Origin of the sequence: Arthrobacter alpinus, from assembly GCF_900105965.1 — a bacterium.
Taxonomy (GTDB): Bacteria; Actinomycetota; Actinomycetes; order Actinomycetales; family Micrococcaceae; genus Specibacter; species Specibacter alpinus.
The window spans coordinates 3,419,475-3,441,653 of record NZ_FNTV01000001.1; the positions used below are offsets into that span (position 1 = coordinate 3,419,475).

The following is a 22,179-nucleotide window of genomic DNA, read 5'->3' on the forward strand; positions in this document are numbered from 1 at the left end:
GATATTCTGCCATGCCAAGGTGGGAAATTGCCTCCCTTGTTCACCATTCCGCGCCCGGCGAACTGGCAAAAGATAGAAACAGTCCGATTGTAGACGTAGGCTGAAACATGAAACTGCCGACATCTGGAGGAAATGTGAAGAAGGTTGACCGCTTTACCCAAGGTTTGGAAGAATCGCTCAATTCAGGCGTGCAAAGCGCCACTGATTGGGCAACTCCCCATGTGGAAAATGCCAAGGACTGGACCACACCCCGAGTGGAAGCCGCCCTCGGATGGGCTGTTCCGCGCATAGAAAAGGGCATCGAGCACGCTTCACCTATTGTTCAGGACGGCCTACGCAGGGCTGCTCAGTACACGGCCGACGGCGTTGCTGCCGTTACGCCGAGACTCCAGGAAGGCCTCGAGAAGTTGGCGCCGCGCATTTCAGACGCCGTGGATGAAGCCGCCCCACACATTCAGGGTGCCTTGGACAAGGCTAGCCCGGCCCTGACATCGGCCAAGGACCGTGTGGTTCACGATTTTATCCCGCTCGTTTCGGACAGGATTGGCGACGCCGCGCACGCTGTCGAAAATGCCTTGGAGAAATCTAAGGCATCCCACCAGGCGGAGATTGCCGCAGCAAAGTTCACGGGCAGCAAGAAGGCAATTGCCAAAGCTGAGAAGGCTGCTTCCGAAACCGCCAAGAAGGTGGCTGCAGAACTTCACAAGGCGGCCAAGAAGGAAAAGAAGTCCGGCAAGGGCTGGATTGTGGTTGGCGTTGTAGTTGCCGCTGCGGCGGCCGGTGTGGCCGCTTGGAAGGCTTCCAAACCGGTTGCTGATCCTTGGAAGACCCCAGCTCCGGTCGCCCCTGCGCCGGCTCCTGTGGTTGTGCCTGCTCCCGTCCCCGCGGACGACGGCGCCAACACGAGTGCCTCCGACGTCGCAGAGGCCGTGGAGACCAAAGTGGATGACGCCACCGAGTCGGTCAGTGAGACAGTCACGGATGCCGTGACCACTGTCAAGGAATCCGCAGCGGAAGTGGCCGATGATGTCAAGGAAGCCGCAAAACACGCCAAGGATGCCCTCGTTGACGCCCCAAAGGAATCTACGCCGAAGCCCTCCGCTCCTAAGAAGTAGGAGCCGAGCACCAAAAAAATAGGCAGCTTCAATGATGGCCGGGATCGTTATGATCCCGGCCATCATTGTTTTCAGCTATCTACCTCGATGAACGTGGCTACTCGCCTCTGGACTTCTTAATGCTGCTGCGGCCTTGTTGAAGAATCACGATCGCAAGGCCGGCCAGGATGAGGCCCAACCCGGCATAGGTTCCAGCAGGGAGTTCTTGTTTCAAGAAGAATCCTGCCAAGAGAGCAGCGCCAGGGATCTCCACCAGGATCATCATTGAAACCACCAAGGGTGAGATGGTGGCCAATAGGTGATTGAAGATCGTGTGGCCGAAAATTTGGGCGGCCACGGTCACCCCGATGATTCCCCACCATGCCTCAGGCGGGATGTTGACGAAGGGCTGTTGGAAGGCCAAGCACAGCACCAGCAAGACGATTGAGCAGAATCCATAACAGAGGCTTGTGTAAACGCCCGTAGACAGCGTTTTACGGGCTTTGGAGCCCGCCAGGGTGTAAACGGCTGCCAGAGCACCGCCAACAACTGCCAGGAGATCACCCAGGAGCGCCTCCTTTGAAATTCCCATGTCGAAGCCCGTGATGACCACCACGCCTGTCAGCGCAGCTCCCAGACCAAGCAGCACGGGCTTGGCAGGCCTGGAGCCGCGCAACCATTGGAACAATGCGATCCATGCCGCCTGCAGGCAAACGAGGGCCGTTGCGGCTGCCACACTGGTCAATTTCACCGAGGTGACGAAGCAGGCGAAATGAAACGCCAGGGCAATTGCTGCAATGACGGTGTACTTCAATTCCTGTTTGGTCAGGGAGCCAAAGCGGCTAGGAGCCTTGATCAGAGTTGGGGTGCCCAGAACCACCGCGCCAAAAACATTGCGCCAAAGGGCAATGGTGAGCGCTGGTGCTGCGGTAGCAGCCATGATTGGCCCTGAAGCCGAGACGCCTAAAATACCCACGAGGGCCAAGAAGAATATCACTGCACAACCCGGAGATTATTTATCAGTCCAGCAGTTGCTCGGACTATTTATGAAAAACAAAAACAACCCTAGTCCGAAGACTAGGGTTGTTCTTTATGGTGGAGGCACGGGGACTCGAACCCCGAACCCCCTGCTTGCAAAGCAGGTGCGCTACCAATTGCGCCATGCCCCCATAAAGCTCATTCAGTATATATGAAACTAATCAAAAGATTCAAATTACAGAATCTGTTGCCTTGCTCCATGTTGTCTTCACAACTTTGGATTCCCGCCATTTCTTATTTAGGAAAACTGCAGCACCCAAAGTCACGATCAAGATCAAGAACTTCTTCACTACACACTTCCTTCCACAAGAACCAACAGGTTCCGTGGGCGTACCTGGACTTGAACCAGGGACCTCTTCGTTATCAGCGAAGCGCTCTAACCGCCTGAGCTATACGCCCTCAGTGACCCTCACCGGGCCGAGACAAAACTTTACCTCACAGAATCCCAAAGTCCAAAATCGGCGGGTCCCGGAGAACTCCAGGCCCGCCGATTCAAGGATTTTTTGGTGTAATTCCGTGATTTTTGCTGCTTAGTCGTCGGTCAACGTCACACCAATGCCGCCCACCAAGGTGGCAGAGATGTTGTACAACCAAGCAGAAAGCACCGAAAGTGTTGTCAACAACACAACGTTGACCACGGCAACAATGGTTGAGAACGACGCGACCTGACCCAATGAGGCGATGCTCAACAGATCGAAGGGCGTGCCGCCCTCCTTGCCCTGAATGTCATTGATGAAGGAGTTGACCTTGTCGAACAGACCGATGGTATCCAAGACCGACCACAGGACGATCGCTGCAACAACCGTGACAATACCCAGTGCTACGGACAGCAGGAAGGCCATCTTCAACACGGACCAGGGATCAACCTTGCTCACCAGAAGGCGGGCGCGGCGCGCCTTTGCCTTCGGGGCCGGTTTGACCAGCGCAGGCGGCGTTTTAGGCGCCGGCTTCTTAACCACAGGCTTCCCGGCGGGCGCCGATGCCGGTCGCTGCGCAGGACGCTGTCCGGGGCGGGCCGGAGCACCTACCCGTGGTGCGGAACCGGGCCGCGGGATGGGGTTATTGGTGCTCAATCGGTACCTCCAGATATTCCGTCATTTCCATTCAACGGTACTTCATCAACCTGTTTGTTTCCTTCGAGTTCAACCGATTCGGTTGATTCGACGTTTTCGGATTCAGCTACATCTTCATCCTCTTCAAGGCCTCGCTCGGTATTTCGCGCAATGCCAATGATGCGATCGTTCTTGTCAGGCTTTGCGAAAATGACGCCCATCGTGTCACGGCCCTTGGCTGGAACCTCTGACACATCCGAACGGACAACCTTGCCGCCGCTCATGACCACAAGCACCTCGTCGTCCTCTTGGACAATCAAAGCCCCGATCAAATCACCGCGGTCTTCCACAAGCTTGGCTACCTTGATACCCAAGCCGCCTCGTCCCTGCAAACGGTACTCCTCAACGGCCGTCCGCTTGGCGTAGCCACCCTCGGTCACAATAAACACGAAGGAATCATCCGTGACAACGGCCGCTGCGAGCAGCTCGTCAAAGTCGCGGAACTTCATGCCGGTGACGCCGGAGGTGGCGCGGCCCATGGGGCGAAGTGCGTCATTGGTGGCCGTGAACCTGATTGATTGCCCCTTGCGGGAGACCAGCAGTAGATCATCCGTATCGGAGACCAGTTGGGCGGACACAAGTTCGTCGCCGTCGCGCAGGTTGATGGCAATAACACCGGCCGAGCGGTTCGTGTCGTAGTCCTCGAGGGAGGTCTTCTTGACCAGACCGTTTTTGGTAGCCAGGACCAGGTAGGGGGACTGCTGGTAGTCCTTGAGCTCCATGACCTGGGCGATCTTCTCGTCCGGCTGGAACGCCAGCAGGTTGGCTACATGCTGGCCCTTTGCGTCGCGGCCGGCTTCGGCTAGTTCGTAGGCCTTGGCCCGGTAAACGCGGCCCAAGTTCGTGAAGAACAACAACCAATGGTGGGTGGTGGTCACGAAGAAGTGCTCGACGACGTCATCCCCGCGCAGCTGCGCGCCCTTGACGCCCTTGCCACCGCGGTGCTGCGTGCGGTAGTTGTCGCTGCGGGTGCGCTTGACGTAGCCGCCGCGGGTGATGGTGACAACCATCTCCTCTTCGGGGATCAGGTCTTCCATGCTCATGTTGGGGTCATAGCCCATCATGATTTCCGTGCGACGGTCATCGCCGTAGCGGGCAGTGATCTCGGCCAATTCTTCGCTGACAATGCCGCGCTGGACTTCCGGGTCAGCCAAGATTCGGTTGAACTCGGTGATCATGACTTCCAGCGTGTTGTGGCGGTCGGTGATCTTCTGGTGTTCCAGGGCAGCCAGGCGACGCAACTGCATGTCCAGGATCGCCTTGGCCTGAATCTCATCGATGTCCAGCAACTGAATCAAGCCGTCGCGGGCCTCTTCAGTTGTTGAGGAACGCCGGATCAGGGCAATGACCTCATCGAGTGCGTTAAGTGCCTTCAAGAGTCCGCGCAGAATATGCGCTTCTTCTTCCGCCTTGCGGAGGCGGAAACGCGTGCGACGAACTATGACATCCATCTGATGGGTGACCCAGTGACGGATGAACGCATCCAGCGGCAGGGTGCGCGGAACGCCGTCGACAATGGCCAACATGTTGGCGCTGAAGTTTTCCTGCAACTGAGTGTGCTTGTAGAGGTTGTTCAATACAACCTTGGCTACGGCGTCACGCTTGAGGACAACCACCAATCGCTGTCCGGTGCGTCCGGAAGTCTCGTCGCGGAGGTCGGCGATACCAGAAATCTTGCCGTCCTTGACCAGGTCGGCAATCTTGACGGCCAGGTTGTCGGGGTTGGCTTGGAATGGCAGCTCGGTGACGACGAGGCAGGTTCGGCCCTGAATCTCCTCGACATTGACAACAGCTCGCATCGTAATCGAGCCGCGGCCCGTCCGGTAGGCATCTTCAATGCCCTTACGGCCAAGAATCTGGGCTCCGGTCGGGAAATCTGGTCCCTTGATCCGTTCGATGAGTGCTTCGAGAAGCTCCTCACGACCCACAGTGGGGTTCGCGAGGTACCACTGGACACCTTCGGCGACCTCACGCAGGTTGTGCGGCGGAATGTTCGTGGCCATACCGACAGCAATACCGGAGGATCCGTTGACCAAGAGGTTCGGGAACCTTGCGGGCAGAATCTTCGGCTCTTGGTTTTTACCATCGTAGTTGTCCTGGAAATCGACAGTTTCTTCGTCGATGTCGCGGACCATTTCCATGGCGAGGGGTGCCATCTTGGTCTCGGTGTAACGGGGTGCTGCTGCGCCGTCGTTGCCGGGTGAGCCAAAGTTGCCCTGGCCCAGCGCCAGCGGGTAGCGCATGGTCCAGTCCTGGATCAAACGCACCAGGGCATCGTAAATGGAGCTGTCGCCGTGAGGGTGGTACTGGCCCATGACCTCGCCAACAACGCGTGCGCACTTGTTGAAGGCGCGTTCCGGGCGGTAGCCGCCGTCAAACATGGCGTAGAGCACCCGTCGATGCACGGGCTTTAGCCCGTCGCGGACGTCCGGGAGCGCTCGGCCCACAATGACGGCCATGGCGTAGTCCAGATAGGAGCGTTTCATCTCCTCCTGGAGATCAATTTGCTCAACCTTGTCATGGAGCAGATTGCCTTCGAGGATTTCATCCCCGGTGCCGTCCACAGTTGGTTCCTCGGGGTTCTGAGGTGTTTCGTCGCTCATAATCTTGTATATTCCATTCCCAATATATGTCTGGTTCGAATCATTTCTAGATGGCCATATTGGCTAGACCTAGATGTCGAGGAACCGGACGTCCTTGGCGTTTTGCTGGATGAAGTTACGTCGTGATTCCACGTCTTCTCCCATGAGGGTGGAGAAAACTTGGTCAACCTCTGCCGCATCTTCCATGGTGACCTGGAGCAGGGTCCGGTGTTCCGGGTCCATGGTGGTGTCCCACAGCTCGGTGTAATCCATTTCGCCCAGACCCTTGTAGCGCTGAATTCCGTTGTCCTTGGGAATACGACGTCCCGAGGCAGCGCCGGCGGCCAATGCGGCATCGCGTTCCTTGTCACTGAAGACATAGTCGTGCGGCGCGTTGGACCACTTGATGCGGTACAGCGGCGGCTGAGCCAGATAGACGTAGCCGTTTTCAATCAACGGGCGCATGTAGCGGAACAACAACGTCAGCAAGAGCGTGGTGATGTGCTGGCCATCAACATCCGCATCAGCCATCAACACGATCTTGTGATAGCGGGCCTTGTTGACGTCAAAGTCCTCACCAATGCCAGCGCCGAAGGCGGTGATCATGGCCTGAACTTCCGCGTTGCCAAGAGCTCGGTCAAGGCGGGCGCGCTCCACATTGAGGATTTTTCCTCGAAGCGGCAGGATCGCCTGAGTGGTTGGGTTCCGGCCGCGTACTGCCGAACCACCAGCCGAGTCACCCTCCACGATGTAAATTTCCGACAGTGCCGGATCCTTGGACTGGCAGTCCTTGAGTTTTCCAGGCATTCCTCCGGATTCAAGGAGACCCTTGCGACGAGTGCTTTCCCTTGCCTTGCGGGCAGCCAATCGGGCCATGGAAGCCTGGATGGACTTGCGAATGACATCGCGAGCCGGACCGGGGTTCCGTTCGAGCCAGTCGCCAAGCCCGTCCGTGACGACGCGCTGAACGAAGCCCTTAACCTCGGAGTTACCCAACTTGGTCTTGGTCTGCCCCTCAAACTGCGGCTCCGAAAGCTTCACGGAAATGACGGCTGTCAGGCCCTCACGGATGTCATCGCCAGTGAGGTTGTCATCCTTTTCCTTGATGATGTTCTTCTCGCGGGCGTAGCGGTTGATCAACGACGTCATGGCTGCACGGAAGCCTTCTTCGTGTGTGCCACCCTCATGTGTGTTAATGGTGTTCGCGTACGTGTGGACGCTTTCAGAGAAGGACGTGGTCCACTGCATGGCGATTTCCACGGCCATGCTGCGGCTGGAATCCTCGGTTTCGAAGGCGATGACGTCTTCGTGGACGGGCTCATATTTCTTTGAGGTATTCAGGTGCTTAACGTAATCAAGCAAGCCGTCGGTGTACTGGTAGACAACAACGCGCTTGCCGGTAACTACGTCCTTGCCTTCCGGAATGGCGTCCAAATCTGGATCTTCATCCGGTACTTCCAACACGGTTCGCTCATCGGTCAGCGAAATCTTCAGGCCCTTGTTCAGGAACGCCATCTGCTGGAACCGTGCACGCAGGGTCTCGAAATCGAACTCCACGCTCTCGAATATGTCCGGATCAGCATAGAATGTCTGGGTGGTACCGGTTTCAGTGGTCGTCTCGCCCTTGACGAGAGTGCCCTGGGGCTTTCCTCCGTCGGCAAAACTCATGCGCCAAACAAAGCCCTGACGGCGAATTTCAGTATTGACCTGGCGTGAAAGAGCGTTAACCACGGAAATACCCACACCGTGCAGACCGCCGGAGACGGCGTAACCACCGCCGCCAAACTTTCCACCGGCGTGCAGGATAGTCATGACTACCTCTACCGTTGGTTTGCCTTCTGTGGGGTGAATATCCACAGGTATTCCACGGCCGTTATCGATCACGCGCACGCCGCCATCGGCGGTCAGGGTGATGTCGATGTGATCGCAGTAGCCGGCAAGGGCCTCATCTACAGAGTTGTCCACCACTTCGTACACCAAGTGGTGCAAACCGCGTGGACCCGTTGAACCGATGTACATGCCCGGGCGTTTGCGGACGGCTTCCAAACCCTCCAAAACGGTGATATCGCTGGCATCATAGTGACCGTTGTCCGCAGCAGCGGGTGTTTCGGTGCTTGGTGCCGAGCTTGGCTGCGTGTCTTCCAGCTCTGGATTCACGGCACTATCCGAATTGTTCGTCGTCACAGGCGCGTTCGACCCCTCTTGTTGTTCAGCTCGATTGCCTGCATGGGAATGGGCACACGACTGTCACTTGCCTGTGCATCGATTCCTCTAGGAAGGCATATAAATACCGCTCTCAACTTAACCAAGGAAACCTGCCACAGCGCCGCGGAGAGACGGTTATGTTCTGATTCTACCTTGCAACTGGTTCAGATGGGTCCTCAACGTGTCCTGAAACGCCAAAAAAGCGGCATAGAACGCAATTGTTGATCCTTCTTTAAGGAGATGTACAACCTATGGGGTTTGAATGCCCCTACAGCGCGTTGACCACGTCTCCGACGAGCGTCTTGAGCTTATCCATAAGTGTCCCGAGGGCCCCGGCCCTTGACGTTGCGAAACCCTTTGCGCCAACTCGGTGCTGCCGGACCAAGAACAAGAATCTTTGTGACAACTCCCCGGCCCAAATCCTCATCGAACTTTGCCAACAGCGATGATGAAAGCAGCCGTAATTGTGTTGCCCAACTGGTTGAATCACACCTGACATGAAGCGTGGTGGCTTCAAAACTCTCAGGCTGGCAGTGTGCAGCGATATCCGGACCAACGAGAGTGTCCCATTGCGCCATCACGGAGCCAACGGCAAGCGGGGAACTCCAACCACGATCGGAAACGAGTCGGCTGACAACATTCCCCAGGCCTTGGGGGTCTCGGCCGCCGCCATACTTGACGTCGAGAAATGGTTTGCGCTTGGCCTTGGGTACGGATTTTTCGCCAAGTCGGTTTCTGGGAATTCGCAGTTCACCGCGACTCTTGGCGATTCGCCGCATGCGGTTCAGCGCTGCCTGCGCTGCGTCGATCTCAGTGCTGTGGTCCGTCTCGGCAGCCACTTTACGCCGCTTTTGACTTGTTGGGTCATCAGGTAAGGAGCCAAAAGGCTGCTCACTCATCGGGGACAACCCCGCCAGGGATTACCTGAATAGTTGACCCTGATAGTTCTTCGGGAATATCAGCCCCCACGGCGGCCGTCACCAAAACTTGTTCCGCGGATGCAACCATGGCGGCAAGTTTACGCCGGCGTTGAGCATCCAATTCGGCAAAGACGTCGTCAAGAATCAGGATGGGCTGATTCCCTTCCACATGCTTGTCCTCATCGAGCACATGGAAAGACGCCAGACGAAGGGCCAAGGCAATTGACCACGATTCACCGTGCGAGGCATAGCCGCGGGCGGGTGCAACGCCTAGAAGCAGCTCGACTTCATCACGGTGCGGTCCCACCAGGGACATTCCGCGTTCCAGTTCCCTGGTTCTGGAGTTGGTCAGTTCAAGTCTGTATTTTTCCGCCAGTTGATCAACGCTCAGCAATGAGAGGTCTTCTGTTTCCACCCCCACCAGAGGTTCGCCGAGAGTGTCAGGTGATGCGCCGTCGTACGTCCCTAGCCGGCCAGCACCGGTTGGCAGGTCAATGCTGCTGCGGTAAATAGCCCGCAAATCCTTGGATCCATCCGTCAACTGGGCGTATGCCTGTCCCATGTGGGGGCGCAGCCGGTTGAGTAAATCCAACCGTGCAGACAAAAGGTTCGCCGCGGCCACGGCCAGGTGCTGATCCCAAACATCGAGCGTTGAAAGGTGCGATTCGGAGACTCCCGCGCGGGAAAAGTGCTGTGATCGTGCGGATTTCAGCAGGGCATTGCGCTGCTTGAGGACACGGTCATAGTCACTGCGGGTACCGGCGTGCATGGGAGACAAGACAACCAGCAAGTCATCCAAAAAACGACGCCGATTGCCAGGGTCACCCTTGACTAGGGCCAAGTCTTCAGGGGCAAAAAGTACTGTCCGGCACAGCCCAAGAATCTCACGTGAACGTACCGGATTGGCTCGGTTTATCCGGGCCCTGTTAGCTCCCGTGGCATTAATTTCCAGCTCGACCATGACTTTTTGTTCTGCCCGGACCAATTGGGCACGGATCAGCGCCCGTTCGGTACCGAAGCGCAAAAGTGGCCCATCCTGGCTGACCCGGTGGGATGAAAGCGTTGCGAGGTACCCAATCGATTCCACCAGATTGGTTTTACCCAAACCGTTTGAACCCACAAGAACCGTGACGCCGGGTGTGAGCGTTAGATCCACCTGGGCATAACTACGGAAGTCGGTCAGGGAAAGATGTTCAAGATACATGGAGCCGAATTTTATCCACTGCTAGGAACCTGCTGGTTTTGTGGCATGCCCACCGAATTGGTGACGCAAGGCCGAAACCATCTTCATGGCCGGTGAGTTGTCTTCCCGTGAAGAAAAACGGGCAAACAGTGCTGCCGTAATTGCCGGAGCAGGTACGGCGTTGGCGATGGCCTCTTCCACTGTCCAGCGTCCTTCACCCGAATCTTCGACGTAGTCGTCAATGGATTCCAGTCCGGGATCTTCATCCAGAGCCTTGACCATGAGATCCAAAAGCCAAGAACGGACAACCGTGCCCTTTTGCCAAGCCCGGAAAGTTCCGGGCAAGTCCTGGATGATTTCCTTCTTGGCAAGAAGTTCATAGCCTTCTGCGTAGGACTGCATCAGGCCGTACTCGATCCCATTGTGGACCATCTTTGCGTAGTGGCCGGCACCAACATCGCCGACATGAACCAGGCTGTCGGCCCGTTCACCTTCCGGACGCAGGGCATCCAAAACAGGCAATGCCCGATTAAAGTTCTCCGACGAACCGCCAGCCATGAGGCCATATCCATTTTCAAGGCCCCAGACTCCGCCTGAAACGCCGACATCCATAAACCCAATGTTCTTGGACGCCAACATTTCACCGTGCTTTTGGTCTTCGGTGAACCTGGAATTTCCACCGTCAACCAACAAGTCACCGGGTTCGAGCAAATCAGATAGCTCGGTGATCACTGAGGTGGTGATAGCACCTGAAGGAACCATGACCCAGATAAGCCTTGGGGCAGGGATGGTCTTAACCAGTTCCGCAAGGGATGCAACATCCGTGACATCTGGATTCCGGTCAAACCCCGTAACCTCAATTTCGCCTGCCCGCATGCGAGCTTGCATGTTGAAGCCCATTTTTCCAAGTCCAACGAGTCCAATATGCACGTTCATATCTCTTTTCCGTGGTTGGGTCTGATACTGAGAAAGGCAGCCGGCAGGCGAGGGGAATTGAATGTTACTGGTTCGGCAACCTTACGGGCATGACCAAGTAGCGGTATTCATCGCGGCGTTCACCGTCAATGGTGTCCTGGGCACTGAGCATGGCCGGCTTGGGTGCCGAGGTGAAGGAGAACCTGACGTACTTGCTGTCAAAAGCACTCAAACCTTCGCTCAGGTAGTGCGGGTTGAACGCAACAGTGATTTCGTCCCCAAAGAGGGACGCTTCAAGGTTTTCCGAAGCTTGTGCGTCCTCACCAGTTCCGGCATCCAAGGTGAGCTGGCCGTCAGTGAAGATTAAGCGAACGGGAGTGTTGCGCTCTGCTACCAAGGAAACACGGCGAACTGCTTCAGCCAAGGCATGAGTCTCGACGGTGGCATGGATTGGTGTTGTATCCGGGAACAATGAACGGATCTTGGGGTAGTCACCATCAACAAGCAGTGACGTTGTCCGCCGTCCGCCACTTTCAAAACCGATGAGCTCGCTGTTGTCGGAGAGGGCAATGTTGATGTTTCCCGAACTGCCCAACGTTTTTGCTACTTCGCTGAGGGTCTTGGCCTTGACCAAGGCGCCAGCTGAGATGTTGGGAGAGGTGGGGTTCCACCTGATTTCCCGCAATGACAAGCGGTACCGGTCTGTGGCCAGCAAGGTGATGAGATCGCCTTCGATTTCCATCTTTACACCAGTGAGAACCGGAAGGGTGTCGTCCTTGCTCGAGGCAATGATGACCTGGGATACGGCCTGGGCGAAAGCTTCGCCATCCACGGTTCCACTGATTTCAGGTAGAGCCGGAAGTTCCGGATAGTCGCCGACCGGCATGGTTGCCAAGTGAAAGCGACTGCTGCGGCAGGTCAAGGTGACTTTGTTGCCGTCTGTTTCAACTTCTACCGGCGCTGCAGGCAGACTGCGGCAAATATCAGCCAACAAACGGCCGGAAACCAAAATGGTTCCCTCTTCTGAAATGTCAGCTGGGATCTGTAGTCGCGCTGAGATCTCGTAGTCAAAGCTCGCCAAGCTCAATGTTCCGGCCTCGGCCTTAAGCAGGAGTCCTGACAGAACTGGAACTGGTGGGCGTGGTGACAAGGATCGTGCGGCCCAGCTGACTGCTTCGGTCAGAACATCTCGTTCGACTCGGAACTTCACGGAAGGGTGCCGCCTTTCATGGTGCGAAAAAATTCAATATGCGTACTCGGTGGACTGTCCCGGAAGGCGTTTCACCAAGTTTGGAATTACATGCTTGATGACAGCTTATCCCCTTGAGATGACCATTTGGTCATTGACCAGAGCATCTGAGGACGGCCTGGATGAGTGGAGGGTAAATGTTCTTTGAAACGAAGAATTCTTGTAGTTCGTAGTGTTAATAAGTCCTGTGGATACTGTGGATAACTGCTTCTCACCGCGTGCCGCTGCCGAAGTTGCCTGTGCATAGCCTGTGAGGCTTCTTCGCTTGATGTTGTGAGGATCGGTGGAGAACTTTTTTGGTGACTTTAATGATCCACAGGTGACCACGGAGTTATCCGCAGGCTGTGGGTACTTGTACCCCTGTTATCCACAGGGATGTCCACAGCTGTTAATTTCTTAGATTTTTTTAATCCGCGCAGCGGATTAGCCTTCACGCTGCTGTTGCTTGATCTTGTTGGTGAGTTCCGTGACCTGGTTGTAGATGGCCCGGCGTTCTGCCATAAGCTCGCGGATTTTCCGATCCGCATGGATCACTGTGGTGTGATCGCGACCACCGAATTCTTGGCCAATCTTTGGCAGGGACATGTCAGTAAGTTCACGGCAGAGGTACATGGCGATCTGGCGCGCCGTGACTAATGTCCGTGTCCTTGACTTGCTGCACAGCTCTTCGAGAGAGATATTGAAGTAGGCCGCCGTCTGTCCCAGGATTGCCGTGGAGGTGATCTCTTGGGCGCCGTCGTCGGTGATGAGGTCCTTGAGAACCAGCTCAGCCAAACCAACGTCCACCGGCTGGCGGTTCAAGCTTGCAAACGCTGTGACGCGAATCAATGCCCCTTCAAGCTCACGAATGTTCGTGGAGATTTTCGAGGCAATGTACTCCAGGGCATCATCCGGGGCGGACAAGCCTTCGCCAATGGCCTTCTTACGCAAAATCGCGATGCGGGTTTCCAACTCCGGTGGCTGGACATCCGTCAGCAAGCCCCACTCGAAACGTGAACGCATGCGCTCTTCGAAACCCTGCAGGCGCTTCGGCGGAAGATCCGAGGTAATGACGACCTGCTTGTTGTGGTTGTGAAGAGCGTTAAAGGTGTGGAAGAACTCTTCCTGGGTGGCGTCCTTGTTGGCGAGGAACTGGATGTCATCGATCAAAAGGATGTCAACGTTGCGGTAGAGCTGCTTAAAACTTGCTCCTTCATCGTCCCGAATCGAGTTAATGAAGTCGTTGGTGAACTCCTCGGAATTCACGTACCTGACTCGAATGCCCGTGTAGAGCCTGCGTGCATAGTGGCCAATGGCGTGGAGAAGGTGAGTCTTGCCCAACCCTGAATCACCGTAAATGAACAAAGGGTTGTAGGCCTTGGCCGGTGCCTCAGCGACAGCCACGGCTGCTGCGTGAGCGAATCGGTTGGAGGAACCGATAACAAAGGAGTCAAAGACATACTTCGGATTCAGCCGTCCGAATTCCTGTGAAGTACTGGGGAGCGTCGGCGCCGGCTTGGATACGAGTTCAGGGGGTTCGCTGTGGTCGATCCGGTTGGCAAGTTCCGACCGTTCCGACCGCGCAGCCGCGGGAGCCTGAACAGGCTCTTCTTCCTTAACGGGTGGCACGAGGTCGGCGTTGACGCTAAACGCACAGCTGATGTCCTCTGAAAATACCTGCGACAAAGCATCGTTGAGTACGTTGTTGAGCTGATTCTGCAGGACTTCTCGTGTGAGCTCGTTGGGAACAGCCACCAACAAGGTGTTTCCGATCAGACCCTGGGGCTGCGTCAGGACAACAAAGCCGCGCTGCCGAGGAGAAACTCGCTCATCTTGCTCAAGGATCCGGATAACCCGCCGCCAGGAGCTTCCAACGTCATTGATGTCCTCAGTGCTCATTGGGAGTTCCGTCCTTACTGCCGGTTGGTTGACCGGAATGCTTGTGTTTGCGCGCCTACTGCACGTGACTTCGGTTACACATCGCGAAACTACTGTCGGGATGTGCAGACAACTGTCGAATCGCAGTAATCCACAGAGTTATGCACATAGGTGGATAACTTGCTACGGGCCTAGCCTAGAGGATGAAAACGCTAGAAGATAGCGAGGGAAAGGGGTTGTGGATAAATATCACAAGGGTATACAGATTTGGGCACCATCCACAGGCATTGTCCACGCGGTTGTACACAGCTGTGGATTACGCAACGCCCTGCTGTGGAGGGCCATGAATGGCCAATAACTTCTCGAAAGCTGCGCGCCCGGTGCACAAAAACGCTATCTGCAGTTTGACGTGAAGGCCTTGCGTGACCTAACGTAGTGAAGTCCCATGTGTCTGCTTTGCGCTCTGTGCGTGCGCTTCTTTTACGAGAAGCGAGAAGCGGGCATCCATATACTTAGCGTCGACCCCTTTCTTACCTGTTAGCTACGGGCAAGGCGCATCTTTGATTGTCTTGGAGTAACTACCGTGAGCAAGCGGACTTTTCAGCCGAACAACCGCCGTCGTGCCAAGAAGCACGGCTTCCGCCTTCGTATGCGCACCCGCGCTGGCCGCGCCATTTTGGCAGCCCGCCGCACCAAGGGTCGCGTAGAGCTGTCGGCCTAAACAATAACTGCTTGACGATTCGTCGAGCCTTACTGAAGTAGCGGTTGATCGCAAGGTGCTAGCCACCAAGAATAGAATGCGGACTTCCGCCAACTTCTCACATACTGTACGTTCCGGCGTCCGCAATGGACGCCGGAACGTAGTGTTATATATGGTGTCCACTTCTCCCGATGAGCCCAGCCAGATTGGGTTCATCGTGGCGAAAACTGTTGGGAACGCTGTGACCCGCAATCTCGTTAAAAGGAGACTGAGGGAAATAGTTGTCGAAACAGTTAGGCAGCATCCCCACGGAGTCAATGTGGTTGTGCGGGCTTTGCCCGTTTCAGCCACCGCCTCCTTCGGTGATCTTGTTGCGGACTATCGCAAGGCATTTTCCAGCGCTTCTTCCCGGCTAAAGGGGAAAAGCGGAAATGCCTCGCCGCTGGCACCAGCACCTACAGTAGATTAAGGTTCACGTGTCAAAAGGAGACGATGCTTTGTGACTTCCTCACAAACGCAAGGCGGGGCACCCAAGGGTCTCACCGCCGTCGCGCTTTTCTTGTGGCACGTTCCTCGCAACATTCTTATTATCGTTTTGAAACTTTACCGGCGCGTCGTCTCACCCATGTATGGGCAGGTGTGCCGGTTTTTTCCGTCATGTTCGGCTTACGCTCTGGAGGCCGTGACCGTTCACGGCGCTATTAAGGGCAGTTGGTTCGCCGCTCGGCGGATTGTTCGTTGCCACCCCTGGAATGCAGGCGGTCTGGATCCGGTACCTTCGCCGGCACGTGTTGATTGGGATGACCCTTCCACAGTGCCGCTGATTGTTCAGCTAAACCACCCGCATGTTTTTCTGGCCAAGCAACAGGAAACACAAAGCCGCAACGCGGCTTGAGGAGATTAGAAAAGAAATATGGGCTTCTTCGAAACAATTCTGTTCCCCTTCAAATGGCTCGTGTCATGGATCATGGTGCAATTCCACGATGGCTTGACCTTCCTTGGCCTGGATGCGGCCTCCGGTGTTACATGGACGTTGTCCATCATCGGGCTGGTGCTGGTTATTCGTGCCGCCTTGATCCCGGTCTTTGTAAAGCAGATCAAGGCTCAGCGCGGCATGCAGGCATTGCAGCCGGACATGAAGAAGCTTCAGGCCAAGTACAAGGGCAAAACAGACCAGCTGTCCCGCCAGGCCATGGGCCAGGAACAGATGGCACTGTACAAGGAACACGGAACCAACCCATTCTCCGCATGCCTGCCCATGTTGATCCAGATGCCGTTCTTCTTCTCCCTGTTCCAGGTACTTTCCGGCGTGGCCAAGGCCAACGCCGAAAGTAAGGGCATTGGCGCCATGACCCATGATCAGGTGGTCCAGTTTGATCAGGCCACCATCTTTGGTGCGCCGCTGTCCGCAGCTTTCCTGCCCCAGCTCCAGGGTGGAGATCTCAACGTCTCGGTTGTGATCCTCTCCATCATCATGATTATCGCGATGATTGCCTCGCAGTTCATCACGCAGAAGCAGATCATGTCGAAGAACATGTCTGAGGAAGCCATGGCCGGCCCGTTCATGAAGCAGCAGAAGATGATGCTTTATGTACTGCCGCTCGTATTCGGTATTGGTGGCGTGAACTTCCCCATCGGTGTCTTGATCTACTGGACCACCACCAACATCTGGACCATGGGACAGCAGTTCTTCGTCATTCGCCGCATGCCCACTCCCGGCTCACCTGCTTACAAGGAGTACCAGAAGCGCCGCGAAGCCAAGGGCTTGCCGCTGCTGGGTGCTTCGAAGAAGAAGGTCGAAGAAGAGGTCGAAGAAGTTCCTGAGGTCAAGGGCCAGCGGACCCAGCCACAACGCAAGAACAGGAAGAAGAAATAATGCCTGAAGAAACGCAGATTGTCCCTGAGGAAGAAACCGCGACGGTTGGCACCGGTGCCAGCCGTTTGGAAGAGGAAGGCGACATTGCCGCCGACTACCTCGAGGAACTTCTGGATATTGCCGATATCGATGGCGATATCGACATCGAGGTCCGCAACGGCCGCACCTACATCTCCATCGTCGCTGAAGAGGGTTCCGACTCGCTGGCGAACCTGGTTGGTGAGGGCGGAGAAGTACTGGATGCCCTCCAAGAATTGACGCGGCTCAGCGTGCTTTCCTCCACGGAAAGCAGGTCACGCTTGGTTCTGGATATTTCCGGCTACCGCGACCGCCGCAGCGCTGAGCTCGCAAAGATTGCAAGCGATGCTGCTGCGTTGATTGCAGCCGGCACCGAATCCGTGGCGCTTGAACCCATGGGCGCCTACGAACGCAAGATCGTGCACGACACCATCGCTGACCTGGGTCTTGAATCCGAGTCCGAGGGTGAAGGCGTGAATCGCCACATTGTGGTGACAGCCGCGCAATAACGCGCGCTGTAGAAAAGTTTTCAATTGGTCCCGGCCACTGCCTAAGGGGAGTGGCCGGGACTTGAAGTTAAGAGGATGCAAATAGTGGTTGAACTTACTGCTGAAGAAGCCGTTGCTGCGCAACGTATCTTTGGAGATCAGCTCGATTTGGCCAAGCGCTACGTTGAGCATCTAGCAACGTCGGGGATCGAACGAGGGCTGATTGGACCACGTGAAGTGCCCCGCTTGTGGAGCCGTCACGTGTTGAACTGCGCTGTCGTTGCCGAGCTGATTGCCGACGGCGCTAAGGTTGCCGACGTGGGCAGCGGCGCGGGCCTGCCTGGGCTTTGCTTGGCCATCGCACGCCCGGACCTTTATCTGACCCTGATCGAGCCGCTAGAGCGGCGTGTGACGTGGTTGGAGGAAGTAGTCATGGATTTGGGTCTGTCCAATGTTGAGATCATCCGTTCACGTGCAGAAGCTGCGATTGGGAAAGTCGAGTGCACGGTTGTCACCGCGCGGGCTGTCTCCGCTCTGAAGACCTTGGCGCCCTTGACGATCCCCCTTTTGGGCGGCGAGGGTGAGCTGCTAGCAATCAAGGGACGCAGCGCCGAAGAGGAAATTGCCACTGCAGGCAAGACCATCAGGAATTTGGGGGGCTACGAAACGTCAATCGTGATCGCCGGCCTGGATGTCCTGGAAGAACCCACAACGGTGGTCCGCGTGAAGGTGAAGCGGCGCTGATCCCCACGACCGTGCGTAGTAACCGATAGGCTAGAGGTTGGCAACCATAGCCACAGGAAAGTGAGAGTGTAAGCGTGACCAGTAGCGAAGCGGCTTCGCAACGGATCCCTCCGTTCATGACATTGGGGTCGGCACGTTCTAACGCCTCATATCAACCAAAAAAGGTTGATCATGTCCAAAGTAAGTCCAGTGTCGTTGTTTCACGTGAAACAAGCTCAACGGCAATAAGTTCAATCGATAACGATTTTGACGACAGCAGCCCCATCGCGAGTCAGCTTGTTAGTGAGACGAAGCGGCGTGAACGCCTGTTGGGACGTAGACTTCCGAGGCCGGGACGTACTCGAATTCTCACGGTTGCCAACCAAAAGGGTGGCGTGGGTAAAACCACGACAACCGTGAACGTGGCCGCAGCCTTGGCCTCGGCCGGCCTTCAGGTCATGGTTATCGATATTGATCCGCAGGGAAATGCCTCAACTGCGCTCGGCGTTCCGCACCACGCGGAGATCGACAGTATCTACGACGTACTTATTAACGACTTTGCCATGGCAGATGTCGTTGCTCAGTGCCCGGACATTGCCAATTTGTACTGTGCGCCAGCCACGATTCACCTGGCTGGTGCAGAAATTGAACTGGTATCTCTCGTTGCGAGAGAGCAGCGACTGCGCCGCGCGATTGACGACTACGTAAAGTTCCGTGAGAAGAATGGCCAGGAGCGCCTGGACTTCATCTTTATTGATTGCCCTCCCAGCCTAGGGTTGTTGACGGTCAATGCGTTTTGCGCGGCCAACGAGGTCTTTATTCCCATTCAGTGTGAGTACTATGCCTTGGAGGGACTGAGTCAGCTCCTGAAGAACATCGGGATGATTCAGAAGCACCTAAACTCAGATCTAGTAGTGTCTACGATCTTGTTGACCATGTATGACGGCCGAACGAATTTGGCGGCTCACGTTGCTGCCGATGTACGTGAGCACTTCCCTGAACAGGTTCTGCAAGCCATGATTCCGCGGTCCGTTAGGATCTCTGAGGCTCCAAGTTACCAGCAGACCGTCATGACATACGATCCTTCGTCTACAGGTGCCCTGTCCTATCTTGAGGCCGCTGCTGAGCTTGCTGAACGGTCTGTGTCCTAGGTGTTTGCACGGTCACGCAGTTTGCAACTTACAATGAAGTTCATCAGCCCCCTAGGCGGGGGTTCATTCAATGGAGGAAGTCTCAATGACTGACAAGCGCAGGGGCCTTGGTCGTGGATTGGGTGCCTTGATTCCCAGTTCATCTGGCGATGAGACGGGTAACTCTCTTCCAACTCGACCTGTTGACCTCTTTTTCCCTGAGCCCAAGGGGCGCAAGCCCGCTGCGACACCAACTAGGACGGCTAAGAAGGTTCCTGTGGCTGAGCCGCCCGAACTCGTTGAGGTTCCCGGGGCAACGTTCATGGAACTGCCGGTTGGGCAGATTCACCCGAACAGGAAGCAGCCTCGTACCGTCTTTGACGAAGACGATATGGCGGAATTGGTTCATTCAGTCCGTGAAATCGGTGTTCTGCAGCCGATTGTGGTGCGCAAGTCCACTGAAATCGGCGATCAGCCCTATGAATTGGTCATGGGTGAGCGCCGTTGGCGCGCGAGCCAGGCTGCCGGACTTGAGACCATTCCGGTTATCGTCCGCGAAACCACTGATGACAATCTCCTTCGGGATGCTCTGCTTGAGAATTTGCACCGCAGTCAACTCAACCCTTTGGAAGAAGCGGCTGCCTACCAGCAACTTCTAGAAGACTTCGGTACCACTCACGAGCAGTTGGCTGACCGGATTGGCCGTTCACGTCCGCAGGTATCCAATACGCTCCGCTTGTTGAAACTCCCTGCTGTTGTTCAGCGGCGAGTTGCTGCTGGAGTTTTGTCAGCAGGACACGCACGTGCACTTCTGGCTCTCCCAGAGCCCGCTGCCATGGAACAGCTTGCCCAAAAGATCGTGGCCGAAGGAATGTCGGTTAGGGCTACAGAAGAGGCCGTGCAGCTTTATCAAGCCGCCCCAAATGGACAGAAGCCCGCGGCAAAAACTCCGAGCCCGCGGCATGAACGCCTCGATTTCTTGGCTAGCTCTCTTGCGGACCGATTGGACACGAGTGTCAAAATCTCGCTGGGCGCCCGAAAGGGCAAAGTGAGTATCGAGTTCGCGTCGGTCGAGGATCTGAACCGAATCATGGATGTCTTGAGTCCGGGCAGCAATTAGTCCCACTCCGGTCGAAATGGCAGTGTTTCACGTGAAACACTGCCATTTGGCTTTTAAGGACATTTCTCCAGGATTGATCCTAAGATTTAAATAGTTGTAGTGGAATTCTCTCTGGGCGGGGGAACCCTGTTGAAATTCCAAGACTGGTAACGATGGTCTGGGTTTGGCGATGAACTGCCACAGCGACGCAGGTGGCGAGTATCCGTGAAGTTTGTCCGGACAATCCGAATGGCTACCAGGATGGAATCGTTCCGGCTACGGTTCGAACGGGCAAGTGTTGGCAGGTGGCTGGTCTTTCCGCAACGATTGTCAGACTCTGAGCCGAGTCAGAATTTATGTTTCACGTGAAACAGGTGTCCGTGGATTCGCTTCAATCGGACGCGTGCCCTGAGCGGAGATGCCGAGATGAAGGTTAACGGCCGGGGCACCCTATTTGGGGGAACGGTTCCGAGTTCATGATTGAGAAATGATCTTGTCTGCAATGAATCGTCCGCCAGGCGACGCTTTGATGATCGTACGTATTGAATTAATGGATCGCACTGAGTTAGATATTCGAACACGTTAGCAGCCGATGTCTCCGACATGTGACCGTCTGCCTGGCACGCGGCAGGCGCCTTTCGGTTCCCGCTACCGTGTCGTTGTGGGTCAACTTTCCACTCGTGCCCCTCATCAATCGAACTGTTGCGAGTGCCGTAGATGCACCTCCGTCCACCCAAATCTGGTACGAGACGTCTCACCTAGGAGTATGGCTGAATGCCCAGTTGAAAACTAAGTACAAATACGTGCTCTGTTCAGAAGGGCAATGTTTCACGTGGAACAAGTTCAAACGGAGCCACTCGAGGGCGTGTTGCTGGAATTCAATTCACAGATGGCAGCGACGGATCGACGTCGTAAGGTGACGATCCGGCACCGCGGCGAGTATTGCCCAGCTAGCCGGATGGCGGAACAGGGTCATTGAAGGGCGGGGTCACGGCCAACGGCTGGCAGGTCTCGGCGGGCCCGCATGATGGTTTCCGGACACTAGTCTGATCATCGAGCTAAAGGGGGAGAGTTGCGCCCACGTGAAGTCAATTGCGACCCATGGTGTGCGCGGACCTACTCATTCGCCTTGAGGGCGCCCGTGATGGGCCCGCCGGGGCTGAAGTGGCTTCGGGCAGTCAGTGCGCGACAGGATCGCCAGAGGCCCCTCTGGGCGCTTCGGCTACTCATTGTTGAGTCTCGTTCAGGACGGGCGGCTCCTATCTGTGTGGCAAGGCGGATTTGGGGCCAGATAACGAGGAGGGGACCTTCCGAATCATCGATTGACGGCCGGGGCTTGGGGACCTTGGGGGCCATTTTGTTTCGAATAGAGGCACTTCGGAATACCTGGCGAATAGGAGAAGTGAGCTCGTAGTTTATGCAGTGGAATGCGGCCTTGCTGAAATGCAACGCGTGACTGGCGTTGGTGAAACCGTTCCTGACTTCAGCCGACGATGCACCTCACCCAAGGCGACGAGCTGGTCATCGCCTCTTGTTGAGATTGTTAGGTCTCTAAACGCCGGACCGTGGGGCGGCAGGATCCTTTGAGGCTGGCGCGAGTCCCTAGGCGGCACCTCAGGGGCGAGTGTCATATTCATGCCCGATGGGCAAAGTCGCACCTCTTGACAGCTCGATACACCCGGACCGGGCATGGTGATGGAGCGCGGCCTGGGTACAGGGCGCCGTGCTGCCGAGCCGGCAGTTGGCAGCGAGTTCTATCCGATGTCCCTCCGCGCCTCGGACCTCTTGCGCCATGTCACGGCGGGGCGAACCAATTGAGCTGTGTCCTTTGGGTCGAGTCATCCAATGTGGCCGTCTGAAGAGAGGTTGCTGCGGAGCTCGGTGCGAGGAGGATAGTGGCCGTGAACGGCAAAACTAGGGATTCCCGCAGAGACCAAACGTGATCCTTGGCCATCAGCCTCCAAATTTTCTAGCGCGTGGATTGAACGCA

At 56.1% G+C, this 22,179-nt stretch carries 19 protein-coding genes and 2 tRNA genes; 9 read left to right on the forward strand and 12 right to left on the reverse strand.

The features are described 5' to 3' along the window. Positions 1-107: 107 nt before the first annotated feature. The gene (locus BLV41_RS15615) at positions 108-1,115 is read left to right on the forward strand and encodes a hypothetical protein (RefSeq protein WP_139244345.1); all 1,008 of its coding nucleotides are present in this window, start codon (positions 108-110) and stop codon (positions 1,113-1,115) included. Positions 1,116-1,212: 97 nt separating this feature from the next. On the opposite strand, the gene BLV41_RS15620 is transcribed toward BLV41_RS15615, so the two are convergent. The 12 genes from BLV41_RS15620 to dnaA all read right to left on the reverse strand — a co-directional run bounded on the left by BLV41_RS15620 (position 1,213) and on the right by dnaA (position 14,176). Continuing rightward, entirely contained in the window at positions 1,213-2,091 is an 879-nt protein-coding gene (locus tag BLV41_RS15620; protein WP_074712401.1) for a DMT family transporter, read from the reverse strand. Between the two features lie 96 nt (positions 2,092-2,187). Continuing rightward, a tRNA-Ala gene (locus BLV41_RS15625) sits at positions 2,188-2,263 on the reverse strand. A 39-nt stretch (positions 2,264-2,302) separates the two neighbouring features. After that, positions 2,303-2,422, reverse strand: coding sequence for a DLW-39 family protein (locus BLV41_RS22825; RefSeq protein WP_211481637.1), 120 nt, complete (start codon positions 2,420-2,422; stop codon positions 2,303-2,305). Between the two features lie 35 nt (positions 2,423-2,457). After that, a tRNA-Ile gene (locus BLV41_RS15630) sits at positions 2,458-2,531 on the reverse strand. 131 nt (positions 2,532-2,662) lie between these two features. Further along, positions 2,663-3,205, reverse strand: coding sequence for a DUF3566 domain-containing protein (locus tag BLV41_RS15635; protein WP_074712402.1), 543 nt, complete (start codon positions 3,203-3,205; stop codon positions 2,663-2,665). Continuing rightward, positions 3,202-5,847, reverse strand: coding sequence for a DNA gyrase subunit A (gyrA, locus tag BLV41_RS15640; RefSeq protein WP_074712403.1), 2,646 nt, complete (start codon positions 5,845-5,847; stop codon positions 3,202-3,204). Before gyrA ends, BLV41_RS15635 begins: the two co-directional genes overlap by 4 nt. Before the next feature lie 69 nt (positions 5,848-5,916). Then, positions 5,917-8,010 carry a DNA topoisomerase (ATP-hydrolyzing) subunit B gene (gyrB, locus tag BLV41_RS15645; RefSeq protein ID WP_074712404.1) on the reverse strand — a complete coding sequence of 698 codons (2,094 nt, stop codon included), beginning with the start codon at positions 8,008-8,010 and terminating at the stop codon, positions 5,917-5,919. Between the two features lie 329 nt (positions 8,011-8,339). Beyond that, the gene (locus BLV41_RS15650) at positions 8,340-8,870 is read right to left on the reverse strand and encodes a DciA family protein (RefSeq protein ID WP_074712405.1); all 531 of its coding nucleotides are present in this window, start codon (positions 8,868-8,870) and stop codon (positions 8,340-8,342) included. A 52-nt stretch (positions 8,871-8,922) separates the two neighbouring features. Continuing rightward, positions 8,923-10,155: a DNA replication/repair protein RecF gene (gene recF, locus BLV41_RS15655; protein WP_074712406.1), complete on the reverse strand. Its 1,233-nt coding sequence runs from the start codon at positions 10,153-10,155 to the stop codon at positions 8,923-8,925. Positions 10,156-10,176: 21 nt separating this feature from the next. Continuing rightward, positions 10,177-11,064: a phosphogluconate dehydrogenase (NAD(+)-dependent, decarboxylating) gene (gnd, locus tag BLV41_RS15660; protein ID WP_074713375.1), complete on the reverse strand. Its 888-nt coding sequence runs from the start codon at positions 11,062-11,064 to the stop codon at positions 10,177-10,179. Positions 11,065-11,134: 70 nt separating this feature from the next. Next, on the reverse strand, positions 11,135-12,259 hold the full coding sequence (gene dnaN, locus BLV41_RS15665; protein WP_044569790.1) for a DNA polymerase III subunit beta: 1,125 nt from the start codon (positions 12,257-12,259) through the stop codon (positions 11,135-11,137). A gap of 462 nt (positions 12,260-12,721) precedes the next feature. Then, positions 12,722-14,176 (reverse strand): chromosomal replication initiator protein DnaA, encoded by a 1,455-nt coding sequence (gene dnaA / locus BLV41_RS15670; RefSeq protein ID WP_074712407.1) that lies wholly within the window; start codon positions 14,174-14,176, stop codon positions 12,722-12,724. A 562-nt stretch (positions 14,177-14,738) separates the two neighbouring features. On the opposite strand from dnaA, the gene rpmH reads away from it, so the two are divergent. The 8 genes from rpmH (at position 14,739) to BLV41_RS15710 (ending at position 20,210) form a co-directional block, all read left to right on the forward strand. Further along, positions 14,739-14,876 carry a 50S ribosomal protein L34 gene (rpmH, locus tag BLV41_RS15675; protein WP_044569795.1) on the forward strand — a complete coding sequence of 46 codons (138 nt, stop codon included), beginning with the start codon at positions 14,739-14,741 and terminating at the stop codon, positions 14,874-14,876. A 55-nt stretch (positions 14,877-14,931) separates the two neighbouring features. Next, the gene (gene rnpA, locus BLV41_RS15680) at positions 14,932-15,324 is read left to right on the forward strand and encodes a ribonuclease P protein component (RefSeq protein ID WP_074712408.1); all 393 of its coding nucleotides are present in this window, start codon (positions 14,932-14,934) and stop codon (positions 15,322-15,324) included. Positions 15,325-15,354: 30 nt separating this feature from the next. Continuing rightward, complete coding sequence (yidD, locus tag BLV41_RS15685) at positions 15,355-15,750, forward strand: membrane protein insertion efficiency factor YidD (RefSeq protein ID WP_074712409.1); 396 nt, start codon at positions 15,355-15,357, stop codon at positions 15,748-15,750. An 18-nt stretch (positions 15,751-15,768) separates the two neighbouring features. Continuing rightward, entirely contained in the window at positions 15,769-16,731 is a 963-nt protein-coding gene (gene yidC / locus BLV41_RS15690) for a membrane protein insertase YidC (RefSeq protein WP_074712410.1), read from the forward strand. Continuing rightward, entirely contained in the window at positions 16,731-17,258 is a 528-nt protein-coding gene (locus BLV41_RS15695; RefSeq protein WP_074712411.1) for a Jag family protein, read from the forward strand. Before yidC ends, BLV41_RS15695 begins: the two co-directional genes overlap by 1 nt. 84 nt (positions 17,259-17,342) lie before the next feature. Next, positions 17,343-17,981 (forward strand): 16S rRNA (guanine(527)-N(7))-methyltransferase RsmG, encoded by a 639-nt coding sequence (gene rsmG, locus BLV41_RS15700; RefSeq protein WP_074713376.1) that lies wholly within the window; start codon positions 17,343-17,345, stop codon positions 17,979-17,981. Between the two features lie 74 nt (positions 17,982-18,055). Next, positions 18,056-19,111 (forward strand): ParA family protein, encoded by a 1,056-nt coding sequence (locus BLV41_RS15705; protein ID WP_244516937.1) that lies wholly within the window; start codon positions 18,056-18,058, stop codon positions 19,109-19,111. Positions 19,112-19,196: 85 nt separating this feature from the next. Beyond that, positions 19,197-20,210 (forward strand): ParB/RepB/Spo0J family partition protein, encoded by a 1,014-nt coding sequence (locus tag BLV41_RS15710; RefSeq protein ID WP_074713378.1) that lies wholly within the window; start codon positions 19,197-19,199, stop codon positions 20,208-20,210. Positions 20,211-22,179: the final 1,969 nt, after the last annotated feature.

Coding starts and splice junctions, on each gene's coding strand:
- BLV41_RS15615 (WP_139244345.1), top strand. CDS start 108: ATGAAACTGCCGACATCTGGAGGAAATGTGAAGAAGGTTGACCGCTTT.
- gyrA (WP_074712403.1), bottom strand. CDS start 5,847: ATGAGCGACGAAACACCTCAGAACCCCGAGGAACCAACTGTGGACGGC.
- recF (WP_074712406.1), bottom strand. CDS start 10,155: ATGTATCTTGAACATCTTTCCCTGACCGACTTCCGTAGTTATGCCCAG.
- dnaA (WP_074712407.1), bottom strand. CDS start 14,176: ATGAGCACTGAGGACATCAATGACGTTGGAAGCTCCTGGCGGCGGGTT.
- yidC (WP_074712410.1), top strand. CDS start 15,769: ATGGGCTTCTTCGAAACAATTCTGTTCCCCTTCAAATGGCTCGTGTCA.
- BLV41_RS15695 (WP_074712411.1), top strand. CDS start 16,731: ATGCCTGAAGAAACGCAGATTGTCCCTGAGGAAGAAACCGCGACGGTT.
- BLV41_RS15710 (WP_074713378.1), top strand. CDS start 19,197: ATGACTGACAAGCGCAGGGGCCTTGGTCGTGGATTGGGTGCCTTGATT.